13 protein-coding genes are annotated in these 12,884 nt (G+C 72.4%); 6 read left to right on the top strand and 7 right to left on the bottom strand.

Translation table 11 applies throughout. The features are described 5' to 3' along the window. Positions 1-105: 105 nt before the first annotated feature. The gene (locus C7C45_RS18690) at positions 106-1,164 is read right to left on the bottom strand and encodes an aldo/keto reductase (protein WP_110564963.1); all 1,059 of its coding nucleotides are present in this window, start codon (positions 1,162-1,164) and stop codon (positions 106-108) included. Between the two features lie 95 nt (positions 1,165-1,259). Here C7C45_RS18690 and C7C45_RS18685 point away from each other — a divergent pair, with 95 nt between their 5' ends. Next, positions 1,260-1,742, top strand: coding sequence for a hypothetical protein (locus C7C45_RS18685; protein WP_244200438.1), 483 nt, complete (start codon positions 1,260-1,262; stop codon positions 1,740-1,742). A 72-nt stretch (positions 1,743-1,814) separates the two neighbouring features. On the opposite strand, the gene C7C45_RS18680 is transcribed toward C7C45_RS18685, so the two are convergent. Both C7C45_RS18680 and thrS read right to left on the bottom strand, forming a co-directional pair. Further along, the gene (locus C7C45_RS18680) at positions 1,815-2,327 is read right to left on the bottom strand and encodes an HIT family protein (protein ID WP_208641219.1); all 513 of its coding nucleotides are present in this window, start codon (positions 2,325-2,327) and stop codon (positions 1,815-1,817) included. Between the two features lie 109 nt (positions 2,328-2,436). After that, the gene (gene thrS / locus C7C45_RS18675; RefSeq protein ID WP_110564960.1) at positions 2,437-4,446 is read right to left on the bottom strand and encodes a threonine--tRNA ligase; all 2,010 of its coding nucleotides are present in this window, start codon (positions 4,444-4,446) and stop codon (positions 2,437-2,439) included. A gap of 187 nt (positions 4,447-4,633) precedes the next feature. Between thrS and C7C45_RS18670 the strand changes: the two genes are divergently transcribed. After that, positions 4,634-5,644: a DUF1775 domain-containing protein gene (locus tag C7C45_RS18670; RefSeq protein WP_110564959.1), complete on the top strand. Its 1,011-nt coding sequence runs from the start codon at positions 4,634-4,636 to the stop codon at positions 5,642-5,644. A 176-nt stretch (positions 5,645-5,820) separates the two neighbouring features. Here C7C45_RS18670 and C7C45_RS18665 read toward each other — a convergent pair whose 3' ends face one another. After that, a complete protein-coding gene (locus tag C7C45_RS18665; protein WP_110564958.1) occupies positions 5,821-6,741 on the bottom strand; it encodes an ADP-ribosylglycohydrolase family protein in 921 nt (306 codons plus the stop codon). Positions 6,742-6,814: 73 nt separating this feature from the next. On the opposite strand from C7C45_RS18665, the gene C7C45_RS18660 reads away from it, so the two are divergent. Together C7C45_RS18660 and C7C45_RS18655 are read left to right on the top strand one after the other, a co-directional pair. After that, positions 6,815-7,504, top strand: a complete 690-nt coding sequence (locus C7C45_RS18660) for a response regulator transcription factor (protein ID WP_030489108.1) — start codon at positions 6,815-6,817, stop codon at positions 7,502-7,504. Between the two features lie 29 nt (positions 7,505-7,533). Beyond that, positions 7,534-8,937, top strand: a complete 1,404-nt coding sequence (locus tag C7C45_RS18655; RefSeq protein WP_208641214.1) for a HAMP domain-containing sensor histidine kinase — start codon at positions 7,534-7,536, stop codon at positions 8,935-8,937. A gap of 296 nt (positions 8,938-9,233) precedes the next feature. Here the strand turns inward: C7C45_RS18655 and C7C45_RS18650 are convergent, their stop codons facing one another. Beyond that, the gene (locus C7C45_RS18650) at positions 9,234-10,256 is read right to left on the bottom strand and encodes an adenosine deaminase (protein ID WP_110564957.1); all 1,023 of its coding nucleotides are present in this window, start codon (positions 10,254-10,256) and stop codon (positions 9,234-9,236) included. Then, entirely contained in the window at positions 10,253-11,047 is a 795-nt protein-coding gene (locus tag C7C45_RS18645) for a trans-aconitate 2-methyltransferase (RefSeq protein WP_110564956.1), read from the bottom strand. The genes C7C45_RS18650 and C7C45_RS18645 overlap by 4 nt, the downstream gene beginning before the upstream one ends. Before the next feature lie 84 nt (positions 11,048-11,131). Between C7C45_RS18645 and C7C45_RS18640 the strand changes: the two genes are divergently transcribed. Then, a complete protein-coding gene (locus C7C45_RS18640; protein WP_110564955.1) occupies positions 11,132-12,115 on the top strand; it encodes an aldo/keto reductase in 984 nt (327 codons plus the stop codon). 88 nt (positions 12,116-12,203) lie between these two features. Then, complete coding sequence (locus C7C45_RS18635; protein WP_110564954.1) at positions 12,204-12,398, top strand: hypothetical protein; 195 nt, start codon at positions 12,204-12,206, stop codon at positions 12,396-12,398. Between the two features lie 114 nt (positions 12,399-12,512). Here the strand turns inward: C7C45_RS18635 and C7C45_RS18630 are convergent, their stop codons facing one another. Beyond that, positions 12,513-12,716 (bottom strand): cold-shock protein, encoded by a 204-nt coding sequence (locus tag C7C45_RS18630; protein ID WP_030338233.1) that lies wholly within the window; start codon positions 12,714-12,716, stop codon positions 12,513-12,515. Positions 12,717-12,884 lie beyond the last annotated feature (168 nt).

The raw sequence follows: 12,884 nt of genomic DNA, 5'->3' as shown, positions 1-12,884 counted from the left end.
CCAGATACGGGGCAGCTCTACAGGAGGCCGCACGCACAGGTGGGGTGGGCACCCGAGTCGGGAACGGAATGGCAGCACGGACCCGGACGGGTGCCGATGCCCCATTCAGGGGTGGATGGAGGGGTGCGTGGGAGGGGGCCAGTGGGGGCGGTCGGCGTCGCGGAGGGCGGCCGTACGGAGTGCGGCCAACTGGCGCTCCACCTCGGTGAACTGATCCGCTGGCAGTGGCCCCCGGTGCAGTGCCGCGGCGTTCTCCTCGACCTGCGCGACCGTACGGCAGCCCGGAATCGGGATGGTGCGACCGCTGCGGGCCCAGATCCAGCCCAGCGCACCCTGGGCGAGGCTGCGCCCGTCGGCGGTGAGCGCGGTGCGGACCGCGGCGACCCGGCGCAGCCACTCCGGTGCCGGCCGGCCGCCACGGAACCACTCCAACCAGCCCGGGGCCAGCCCGCGCACGTCGTCGCGGGGCAGGATCGACCCGGCCGAGTACTTGCCGGTGAGCAGGCCCATCCCCAGCGGCCCCCGGTTGACGCTCGCCAGGTCGTACTTGTCGCAGACGGCGAGCAGTTCGGGGGCGTCCCGCAGCACCGACAGGGTGTGCTGCACGGCGGTGGCGCCGGCGGCGGCGTGCCCGAACGTGGCGGCCCGGTCGGGTCGGTCAGTGCTCCACCCGTACGCCCGGATCAGCCCCTCGGCGACCAGGTCCTCGCAGGTGCCGACCAACGCCTGCGCACGCGGCACCGGCAGATCGGCGAGGTGCAACTGGTAGAGGTCGATCCGGTCGGTGCCGAGCCGGCGCAGCGAGGCGGTCACGGCCCGCCGCAGGTACGCGGGCGACGCGTCCTCCCCGGTTGCCTGCCGGCTCGACTCGTCGAAGGTGTAACCCCACTTGGTGGCGATCACGGTGTCGTCCCGGCGACCGGCGAGCGCCCGGCCGAGCACCCGCTCACCGTGCCCGGCGCCGTACGTGTCGGCGGTGTCGAAGAGGGTGATGCCCAGGTCGAGGGCCCGCCGCACCGCCCGCACGGACTCGTCGTCGTCGACCGCGCCCCAGCCCAGCGGTTGGGAGCCCTCCGCCCAGGGCCCGCCGATCGCCCAGCACCCCATGCCGAGGGCGCTGACCTCGATGCCGCTGCGCCCCAACGTCCGTGTCGTGACTGCCATCGGCAGATCGTGCCACTTCGCCGGGTCGGGGCGTAGCCGATCCGGGGCGGAAACCCGGGTGTGCGTCGACCTGCCGATGCGGCATGATCGCCGGCATGCGGAGGCTGGGTGTGGATATCGGGGGCGTGATCATCGAGCCGGCCGACGAGGACGCCGACACGTCGTTCTTCGGCGCGAACTACCTGCGCACCCCCGTCGTCGACGGGGCTTTCGAGGCGCTGGCGGCGGTGGGCCCGGCGTTCGACGAGGTGCACCTGGTGTCCAAGTGCGGGCAGTCCACCGAGCTGCGCACCCGGGAGTGGTTGACCCACCACGACTTTCCGGCGCGCACCGGCATCCCCGAGCAGCGGGTGCACTTCTGCCGCACCCGACCGGACAAGGCGCCGATCGCCCGACGACTCGGGCTGACCCACTTCGTGGACGACAAGCTGGAGGTGCTCGGCTACCTCGACTCGGTGCCGCACCGCTTCCTGTTCCGGCCCCGCCCGGCGCAGCTGGCCGCACACGCCGCGCTGCTGCCTCGCGTACACCGGGTGGAGAGCTGGCCGGAGCTGACCCCGCTGCTGCGCGCCGACTGACCCGACCGGCGCGGACGCCGCGCCGCGAACCGGCAACCGCGCGACCCGGACGGCGCGCAACGCGGACGGCGGTCAGGACGGCCAGGCGCGGCTGAGCAGGTCGCGGGTGTCGCCGAGTAGTTGCGGCAGCACCTTCGTGCGGCCGATCACCGGCATGAAGTTCGCGTCGCCGCCCCAGCGCGGCACCACATGCTGGTGCAGGTGGGCGGCGATGCCGGCCCCGGCCACCCCGCCCTGGTTCATGCCCAGGTTGAAGCCGTGCGCGTTGCTCACCTTGCGGATCACCCGCATGGCGGTCTGGGTGTACGACGCCAACTCGGTGGTCTCCGGCACGTCCAGGTCGGTGTAGTCGGCGACGTGCCGGTAGGGGCAGACCAGCAGGTGCCCCGGGTTGTACGGGTAGAGGTTGAGCACCACGAAGACGTGCTCGCCACGGGCCACCACGAGGCTCTCCTCCGGCGGCAGCTTCGGTGCCCGGCAGAACGGACATCCGGTGGGCTTCTCGTAACCCTCGGCCGGGCGGTCCTCGCCGGATATGTAGGTCATCCGGTGCGGCGTCCAGAGCCGCTCCAGGCCGTCCGCCATGCCGTCGATGTCCGTGTGCCGTTCCGCCCCTGTCACGAGCCGATCCTACGGAGCCACCCAGCCGGGCCGCGACACCCGCCGTCGGGAAACTCGTCGCTGCACGTTCCGGCTACTCCGCGGCGGCCGACGGGCCGATGTTGGTCCGCGAGCTGACCACGTCCAGGACGTGGGTCACCGCCTCGGCGATCGGCACCCCGTTGCGCTGCGAGCCGTCGCGGTAGCGGAAGGACACCGTGCCGGCGGCCACGTCGTCGTCACCGGCGATCACCATGAACGGGATCTTCTGCTGCTGGGCCGTGCGGATCTTCTTCTGCATCCGGTCGTCACCCGCGTCAACCTGCGCCCGGATGCCCTCGGCACGCAGCGCCGCGACGAAGCCGTGCAGGTAGTCGGTGTGGTCCTCGCGGATCGGGATGCCCACCACCTGCACCGGCGCCAGCCAGGCCGGGAACGCGCCCGCGTAGTGCTCGGTGAGCAACCCGAAGAACCGCTCGATCGACCCGAACAGCGCCCGGTGGATCATCACCGGCCGCTGCCGGCTGCCGTCGGCGGCCTGGTACTCCAGCCCGAACCGCTCCGGCTGGTTGAAGTCGATCTGAATGGTGGACATCTGCCAGGTCCGGCCGATCGCGTCCCGCGCCTGCACGGAGATCTTCGGCCCGTAGAACGCCGCGCCACCCGGGTCGGGCACGAGTTCCAGGCCGGAGGTCCCGGCGGCGGTCCGCAGCGCCTCGGTCGCCTCGGCCCAGTCCGCGTCGTCGCCGATGAACTTGGGCGAGTCGTCCCGGGTCGACAGCTCCAGGTAGAAGTCGTCCAGGCCGTAGTCGCGCAGCAGGTCCAGCACGAAGCTGAGCAGCGTGGACAGCTCACCGGCCATCTGCTCGCGGGTGCAGTAGATGTGCGAGTCGTCCTGGGTCAGGCCACGGACCCGGGTCAGGCCGTGCACGACGCCGGACTTCTCGTACCGGTAGACGGTGCCGAACTCGAACATCCGCAGCGGCAGCTCCCGGTACGACCGCCCGCGCGCCCTGAAGATCAGGTTGTGCATCGGGCAGTTCATCGCCTTGAGGTAGTAGTCCGCGCCCTCCAACTGCATGGGCGGGAACATGGTGTCCGCGTAGTACGGCAGGTGACCGGAGGTCTGGAACAGCTGCGCCTTGGTGATGTGCGGAGTGTTGACGAACTCGTACCCCGCCTCCTCGTGCCGCCGCCGCGAGTAGTGCTCCATCTCCCGGCGGATGATGCCGCCCTTGGGGTGGAAGACCGCCAGGCCGGAGCCGATCTCGTCGGGGAAGCTGAACAGGTCGAGGTCCGCGCCGAGCTTGCGGTGGTCGCGTCGGGCGGCCTCCTCCAACAGCTTCAGGTACGCCTTGAGCTCGTCGCGGGTCGGCCACGCGGTGCCGTACACCCGCTGCAGTTGCGGGTTCTTCTCCGACCCGCGCCAGTAGGCGGCGGCCGAACGCATCAGCTTGAACGCGCCGATCAGGCGGGTGGTCGGCAGGTGTGGCCCACGGCACAGGTCCGACCAGCAGACCTTGTCCTCCTTGGCGTCGAGGTTGTCGTAGATGGTCAGCTCGCCGCCGCCCACCTCCATCACCTCGTCGGTGTCCAGGCCCTCGCCCTTGACCTCGATCAACTCCAGCTTGAACGGCTCGTCGGCCAGCTCGGAGCGAGCCTCGTCCAGGCTGCCGAAGCGGCGGCGACGGAACCGCTGCCCGGACTTGATGATCTCCTGCATGCGCTTCTCGAGCTTGCTGAGGTCATCGGGCTGGAACGGCTTGTCGACGTCGAAGTCGTAGTAGAAGCCGTTCTCGATGGGCGGGCCGATGCCCAGCTTGGCCTCGGGGAAGATGTCCTGCACGGCTTGGGCGAGCACGTGCGCGGTGGAGTGGCGCAGCACGTTGAGCCCGTCCGGCGAATCCAGGCTGACCGGCTCGACGACGGTCTCCTCGGCCGGCGCCCAGTCCAGGTCACGCAGCTGACCCTGCGGGTCGCGGACCACCACGATCGCCTTGGGGCCGTTCGCGGGCAGTCCGGCCGCGGCCACCGCGTCGGCCGCCGTGGTCCCGGCGGCGACGACGACGGGGTCGGCCACGGCGGGGGTACGGGGTGCGGACACGGTGACTCCTCCAAGCGGTACGAAACGGTGCCGATCCTCGGCTCCTGCCGATGCTATCGGTCGGCCCGCCCCCGACCCGGAAGGGCACCTCCTTACCGCCGACGTTGAACCTTTCGCGCCTCGCAGCCGAACTACCGGGTGTGGCCGGAACCGGTGCCGGCCGCGTCGACACGGATGGGGGCACAGAATGGCGAGCACGCACGGCGGTGGACGTCGTCGGCGGATCGCGGCGGTGACCGCGCTGACCGCCGCCGGGCTGCTGCTCTGGCCCGGCCTGGCGCACGCCGCGGACGTGACGACCACTCCGGCCGAGGCTCGGCAGGGCGACGCCGTACGCCTGGAGTTCACCGTGCCGGAGGAGCGGGCCGGCACGAAGACCCGCGAGATCGAGGTCCGGATGCCGGCCGACGCGCCGATCGCCGAGGTCTACCCGATGTCGGTGAACGGTTGGGCACCCCGGATCAGCTCACGCACCCTGGATCAACCGGTGGCCGGTCTCCACTCCACCGGGGTGAGCACGGTGACCACCGCGGTGACCTGGGTCCGGGTCGGCGAGAGCGAGCCCGGGCCGGCCCGGCTGGCGCTGTCCATGGGGCCGATGCCCCAGGCGGAGCGGCTCACCTTCGAGGTCGTCCAGACGTACACCGATGGCACGGTGATCCGGTGGGCGGACGCCACCGGAGCGCACCGGGCCCCGGTGCTCACCCTGCTGCCGGCGGCCGCTGGCGCGGCCGGTCCGGTCGGGCACGGCGGCCATGGCGCCCCGGTTGCCGGTGCGCCAGCCGCCGACGCCCCGGCTGACGGTGCGCTGGCCGGTGCGGACACCGGTGTCGACGCGGCACCGGCCGACGGGGCGGACGGCGGATCCGGCAACGCCGACGGGATGCTGGCCGCCGGCCTGCTGGCCGGGCTGGGCGGCGGCGCGGCGATCGGCTGGCTGGTCAGTCGGTGGCGCCGGCGCGACCCGGCCGAAGACGCAGCGCTCGCCGAGGTGACCGGCAGCGAAGGCGTGACCGCCGACCGAGGGGTGACCGGTGAAGCAGGGGTGACCGGCGGAGAAGGAGTGACCGGCGGAGAAGCCGATCTGCCCGAGACGGGCACGTCGCCGGCTGCCGATTCGGCGCTGACCGCGCCCGTCACTGACCCGGTCTCCGACCCGGAGCCGACCGAGGTGGGCACTCCCGTCCGCGTCGGCTGATCAACGGCCGCCGCCGCGGCCCCGCGATCTTCCCGGCATGATCGACTCAATATCGCCGATGTTGGCGTATCCAGCCGCCCGGATACCCCAACCTCGGCGATACGGAGTGGATCACGGTCGCGCGGCGACGCGGCGACGCAGGCCGACCTGACGACACCGCCCCGACGGGACGGCGGTCAGGGTAGCCAGGTGGGTAACGGTTCGCGGGCGGCCAGCCACGCCTCGGGCACCCCTGCGGGAGTGCCGACGCCGGTGTACGCGGCCACCACCGCTCCCGCGATGGCGGCCGTGGTGTCCATGTCCCCGCCGGCCCGTACGCACGTCTGGATCGCCGCCGGATAGTCGTCGAGGTGGGTGGCGGCCACCCAGAGGGTGAACCCGACGGTGTCCTGGGCGGTCACCCGGGAGCCGTTGCCGAGCGCCGCCACGACCCGGGGCAGTGGCCGACCGAGCAGCCCGGCCGCCCGACTCACACTCCGGTACACCTCGGTGCCCGGGTCCAGCGCGGCGGCGATCCCGGCGAGCAGCCGCTCCGGGGCGGGGCGGTGCCCGTCGAGGCGGGCGCGGGCGGCCAGCGCGGCGGCAACTGCCACCGCGACAGCGCCGGCGATCCCCTCCGGATGCGCGTGCGTCACCTCGGCCGAGGCGCGGGCCTGCGCCGCGGCACGAGCGGTCGAGTCGGCGAAGTACGCGCCCAGCGGCCCGACCCGCATCGCCGCGCCGTTGCCGCAGGAGCCCTGGCCGTCGAAGGCGGAGGCGGCGGCCAGCGGCCACGGGGTGCCGGTGCGGATCAGCCCCAGGATCAGCATCGCGCCGGCACCGTAGCCGCGCCGGGGGTCGCACCGCTCGGCGAAGGCCAGGGCCAGCCGGTCCCGGTCGATGCCGCCGGAGTCGGCCAGCTCGGCGAGGACCGAGCAGGCCATCTCGGTGTCGTCGGTCCACTCCCAGGGTGCCGGCGGCAACGCGCCCGTGGCGAGATCCGCGGGCGGTGGCCCCGGCAGGAAGAACTGCGCGCCGAGCGCGTCGCCGGTGGAGAGACCGGCGAGGCTGTCCCGGGCGAGCGCGAGGCGGGCATCGACGAACAGGGTGAAGGACATCGCCGTACCAGCTTGCCCGCTCGCCAGGCACGTCGCAACGCGATCAACTTGCCAGGCAAAGTACGGTCTTGTCGTGGCCTCCGTGCTCCTGGTCGAAGACGATCACGTCGTACGTGGCGCGATGCTGCGGTCCCTCACCGACCGGGGGCACGCCGTGCATGCCGTGGGTACGGCGTTGGACGCCCTGCGGCGGGTCGCCGCGGAGACACCCGACCTGGTGGTGCTGGACCTCGGCCTGCCCGACCTGGACGGCTCGGACGCGCTGCGGATGCTGCGCGGCATCACCGACGTCCCGATCATCATCGCCACCGCCCGTGACGACGAGCAGTCGGTGGTCAAACTGCTGCGCGCCGGCGCCGACGACTACATGGTCAAGCCGTTCACCGGGGCGCACCTGGACGCGCGGATCACCACCGTGCTGCGCCGGGCCGGCCGGGCCAGCCGGACGGTCCAGCCGGCGGTGCACAGCGTCGGTGGGCTACGGGTGGACGTGGGCGAGCGCAGCGCCCAGCTCGACGGGGAGCCGCTGGCGCTGACCCGCAAGGAATTCGACCTGTTGGCGTATCTCGCCGCACGACCTGGGCGGGTAGTGTCCCGCCGGGAACTCTTGGAGGAGGTATGGCGGCAGCCATCGGTCGGCGAGGATCAGACCATCGACGTTCACCTGTACTGGCTCCGCCGAAAGATGGGCGAGTCCGCGGCGAAGCCGCGTTACCTGCGCACCGTGCGGGGGGTGGGGTTCCGGCTGGTAGCACCGGACTGAGGACGGCGCTGGCCCTGCTCACGGCCGGTATGTGCAGTCTCGTCGCGCTCGCGTTCCTGATCCCGCTCGGGCTCAGCCTGCGTGCGCAGAGCCGGGACGAGGCGATCGCCGACGCGGCCCGGCGCAGCGCGCTGGTGACCGGCGCGCTGGCGGTGAGCACCGACCCGGCGGTCGTCGAGCGTGCCGTGGTGGCGAGCGCCGAGGGCGCCCCGACCCGGCCGGTGGTGTACGGGCTGGGGCTGGACGAGTCCGCCGGCCGGGCCAGCGGCAGTGACCTGGACCGGGCCCGTGCCGACCGACGCTCGTTGGTCGTCGACGTCGACGGGGGTGTGGTCCGGCTCGATCCGGTAGTCCTCGGTGACCGGGCGGCGGTGGTCGAGGTGTTCCTCCCGGATTCGACGCTCGGCGAGGGCGCCGGTGGCACCTGGTTGTTGCTGTTCGCGGTCGGCGCGGCGCTGGCCGGCGCGGCGGTGCTGGTGGTCGACCGGGTCGCCGCCCGCGCGGTGGACTCGACCCGAGGCCTGGTCAAGGCCGCGCTCTCCATCGGTGACGGCGACCTGGGGGTACGCGTCGAGCCGACCGGTCCCCGCGAGTTGGCCGAGGCCGGGTACGCCTTCAATCGGATGGCTGACCGGCTGGACGCGGCCCGCACCGATGAGCGGGAGTTGGTCGCCGACCTGTCACATCGTCTGCGTACCCCGTTGACCGTGTTGCGGTTGGACGCGGAGGCGTTGGAGTCCGACGACACCAGTGTGGGTTCGTTCAGTCCGGCGGAGCTGGACCGCTTACGCGGCATCCGGCGGATCCGGCAGGCGATCGTCACCCTGGAGGGTGAGATCGACGTGTTGATCAAGACCACCCGTAAGGCGGTGGCGCACGAGGCCGGGCCGGCGATGTGCGACGTCAGCGAGGTGGTCCGGGACCGGATGGTGTTCTGGGCCGCGCTGGCCGGCGACCAGAACCGGCCGCACCGGGTGAACGGCGCGCAACTCCGCATTCCGGCGCCGGTGCCCCGGGCCGAGTTGGCCGCCGCGCTGGACGCGGTGATCGGCAACGTCTTCCGTTACACCCCGCAGGGCACCGCGTTCGAGGTTGCCGTGTCCCGGCGCGACGGTTACGTGGCGATCCGGATCGACGACGCCGGCCCCGGCATCACGAACCCGGACCGGGCGCTGCGCCGGGGGGCCAGTGACCAGGGCTCGACCGGGCTCGGCCTGGACATCGCCAAGCGGGTGGCGTTGCAGGCCAACGGCTCGGTGAGCATCGACCGCGCCCGGCTGGGCGGGGCCAGCGTGGTGATGCTGCTCGCCGACCCGGAGGCGACGCCGCGGCAGGTCAGCCGATTCGGTCTGGTCGGCCGGATGGCACGCGACGCCCGAGACACGAAGGTCGCCGGACGTCGCTGGCCCCGCCAGCGCCCCGCCGACGACTGACCGGGCGCCGGCCCGGGCTGTGCGCCGCCGCAAGTCTTCCTTAGATCCCGGTTAACGAACGCGTTTGACCGGTCGCGGGCTGACAGGATCAGAGCAAGAACCCCAACAGTTCCACCGGCCAAGCGCTCCACCCACCCACGGCCGGTGGAGCCGCGCGCGCGGCGGGAGTTTCAGGTCCCCCCACACCCACCCTCCCGCCGCGCGCCCTGCTCCCCGACTCAGCCCGCGACAGCGAGCCCAGCCGGGCCAGCCCGCGACAGCGAGCCCAGCCGCCCGCGGCAACGAGCCCAGCCGGCTCAGCCCGCGACAGCGAGGTACGCGTCGATCTCGGCCGCGATCCGTTGCTTGTCGGCGGGGTCGAGGAACGACGCGGTCACCGCGTTGCGGGCCAGCCCGGCCAGACCCTCGGGACCGGCCCCGAGCAGGCGGGCCGCCACCGCGTACTCGTCGTTGAGGGTCGTGCCGAACATCGGCGGGTCGTCGGAGTTGATGGTGACCAGCAGCCCGGCCTCGACCAGCCGGGGCAGCGGGTGCTCGTCGAGGTTGGCCACGGCCCGGGTTCGCACGTTGGACGTCGGGCAGATCTCCATTCCGATCTGCCGCTCGGCCAGGTAGGTGAGCAGCTCCGGGTCCTGGGCGGCGGAGATGCCGTGCCCGATCCGCTCGGCGCCCAGCTCGTTGAGGGCGTCCCAGATCGTCTGCGGCCCGGTGGTCTCCCCCGCGTGCGGCACCGAACGCAGCCCGGCGGCACGGGCCTGGTCGAAGTAGGGCCGGAACTGGGGCCGGGGAACGCCGATCTCCGGGCCACCCAGGCCGAAGCTGATGAGCCCCTCCGGGCGTTCCTGCAGGGCGATGCGCAGCGTCTCCTCGGCCGCGGGCAGACCTGCCTCGCCGGGAATGTCGAAGCACCAGCGCAGTTCGAGCCCGAAGTCGGCCAGGGCGCGCTTGCGGGCGTCCTCGATCGCCTCGCAGAACGCCGGTGCGGGGATGCCCCGACGCACGTGCGAGTACGGGGTGATGGTCAGCTCCGCGTACCGGACCTGTTGGCGGGCCAACTCCCGGGCCACCTCGTGGGTGAGGAGCCAGACGTCCTCGGGGTCGCGGATGAGGTCCACCACGCTCAGGTAGACCTCGATGAAGTGTGCGAAGTCGCGGAACTCGAAGTAGGCGGCGAGCGCCTCCGGGTCGGCCGGCACGGGGGTGCGTCCCTCGTGGCGGGCAGCCAGCTCGGCGACGATCCGGGGCGAGGCGGAGCCGACGTGGTGCACGTGCAGCTCCACCTTGGGCAGGCCGGCGATGAAGGTGGGCAGGTCGGTCACAGGTTCTCCTGGGCACGGTCGCCGGTGCGGGCGACGACGAAGACGCGGCGGAACGGGAAGTACACCTGACCCTGCCGCACCGGGTACGCGGCGGTGAGCCGTACCCCCAGCTCGGCACGGAAGGCGGACCAGCCGGCGGCGTCCAGCGCGGCCCGGACCGGGCGCAGCGCGGTGCCCTCCATCCAGGTCAACACCGGGTGCTCGGCGGCGGGCCGAGCCGGCAGCAGGTGCACGTAGGTAGTCTCCCAGGCGTCCACCGCGCAGCCGGCGGCGGTCAGCAGCGCCGCGTAGTCGGCCGGGTCGTCGACCGGGTCCGCGCGCAGCAGCGGGGCGACCTCGGCCCGCCAGGTCGGCAGGTCGGCGACCTCGCGCAACGCGCGATGCGAGGGTGCGGCGAAGTTGCCGGGGACCTGCATGGCGAGCCACGCGCCGGCGGGCAGCTCGGCGGCCCAGCGGCGCAGCAGCTCCTGGTGGCCGGGCACCCACTGCAGCGCCGCGTTGCTGACCACCACGTCCTCGTCGCCGGTGGGGCGCCAGTCGCGCAGGTCGGCGACGGTGAAGTCGACGGGAGCGTGCAGAGCCGCGGCCCGGTCGATCATCTCGGGCGAGGAGTCCAGGCCGAGCACCCGGCTCTCCGGCCAGCGCTCGGCGAGGGTGGCGGTGAGCTGCCCGGGGCCGCAGCCGAGATCGACCACCGTCCGGGGCCGCTCGGCCGGGATCCGCGCGACCAGGTCGTGAAACGGCCGGGATCGCTCGTCGCCATAGCGCAGGTAGGTCGTCGGATCCCACATGGTCGCCTCCAAACCGTACGTCCGTCTTGTTGAAAGGTACGGCTCGCCTGGCAGGGTCCGCAACCCGATCACTAGGCTCGGGGCATGGAACAGCGCAGCTTCAACCGGCTCGGCCGGACCGTCGGAGCGGTCGGCCTGGGCGCCTGGCAACTGGGTGCCGACTGGGGCACCGTCAGCGAATCCGACGCGATGGCGGTGCTCGCCGCCGCCGTGGACGACGGGGTCACCTTCCTCGACACCGCCGACGTGTACGGCGACGGCCGCAGCGAGCAGCTGATCGGCCGCTTCCTGCGCTCCCGACCCGACGCCGGGCTCACCGTCGCCACCAAGATGGGCCGCCGCGTCGAGCAGCTGCCGGAGTCGTACACCCTGGCCAACTTCCGGCAGTGGACCGACCGGTCCCGGGCCAACCTGGGCATGGACACGCTGGACCTGGTGCAGCTGCACTGCCCACCCACCGCCGTCTTCTCCTCCGACGAGGTCTTCGACGGTCTGGACACCCTGGTCGCCGAGAAGGCCATCGCCGGGTACGGGGTCAGCGTCGAGACCTGCGACCAGGCCCTCACCGCGATCGCCCGGCCCGGGGTGGCGAGCGTGCAGATCATCCTCAACGCGGTCCGCCACAAGCCGCTCGAGCGTGTCCTGCCGGCAGCCGCGGCGGCCGGGGTGGGCATCATCGCCCGGGTGCCGCTGGCCAGCGGCCTGCTCTCCGGCCGGTACGACGAGCACACCGAGTTCCCCGCCGACGACCACCGCAACTACAACCGGCACGGCGCGGCCTTCGACGTCGGCGAGACGTTCTCCGGGGTCGACTACGAGCAGGGCCTTGCCGCCGTACGCCGGCTGGCCCCGCTTGTCGACGCGGACCGCACGATGGCGCAGTTCGCGCTGCGCTGGGTGCTCGACCAGGCGGGCGTCACCGTCGTCATCCCCGGCGCCCGCGACGCCGACCAGGCCCGACGCAACGCCGCGGCGGCGTCCCTGTCTCCGCTCACCGACGGTCAACTGGCCGCCGTACGCGAGATCTACGACGAGCTGATCCGCCCGCAGGTCCACGACCGGTGGTGACCCGCGCACCCGGGGTGCTCGCACCGCGCCGCCCGACCAGCGATGCTGGTGGGCGGCGTGCCGCCCCGGGCGGCGGAGAGGGGACGCGATGAAGGGCTGGCTTACGCTCACCCTCGGCCTGCTGGCCGTCGTGGTCGGTGCGGTGTGGACGGTGCAGGGCCTCGGGTACGTCAGCGGCAGCGTGATGACCGACGAGAAGATCTGGGCGGTGCTCGGCCCGCTCGTGGCGTTGGCCGGGCTGGTGGTGCTCTGGCTCGGCCTGCGCTCACGTCGGCGAAGCTGACCCGCCGGTCCACAGTCGACCCAGGGGAAAGCCCCGTATCCCGGACGGGATACGGGGCTTTGTAATGACCCTGGCCGGATCGTCCCACTGGCCGGCGGGGGCCGGCCAGCACAATCAGATGGGACGGACCTGCTCGGCCTGCGGGCCCTTCTGACCCTGAGCGATCTCGAACTCCACCCGCTGGTTCTCCTCCAGCGAGCGGTAGCCGCTGGTCTGGATGGCCGAGAAGTGGACGAACACGTCAGCACCCCCACCATCGACGGTGATGAAGCCGAAGCCCTTGTCAGCGTTGAACCACTTCACGGTTCCCTGAGCCATGTGTATCTCCCTCTAAAAACTGGTGGCCGTGCACGCCGTCCGGCCGATTGGCCGTTTTCGAGCAGCGGCGTCTGAGGCGGCCCCCACGGAGGAGACTTCTCTCAACCCACGCCATCTCGCAACAGCGTGGAACAGCAAATCACGTACGCAAAAAGTCTGTCACGACCT

The sequence above is a fragment of the Micromonospora arborensis genome (assembly GCF_003205615.1).
Taxonomy (GTDB): domain Bacteria; phylum Actinomycetota; class Actinomycetes; order Mycobacteriales; family Micromonosporaceae; genus Micromonospora; species Micromonospora arborensis.
The sequence above is the reverse complement of the archived record's forward strand: the minus strand, read 5'-3'. Positions and strand labels throughout refer to the sequence as shown.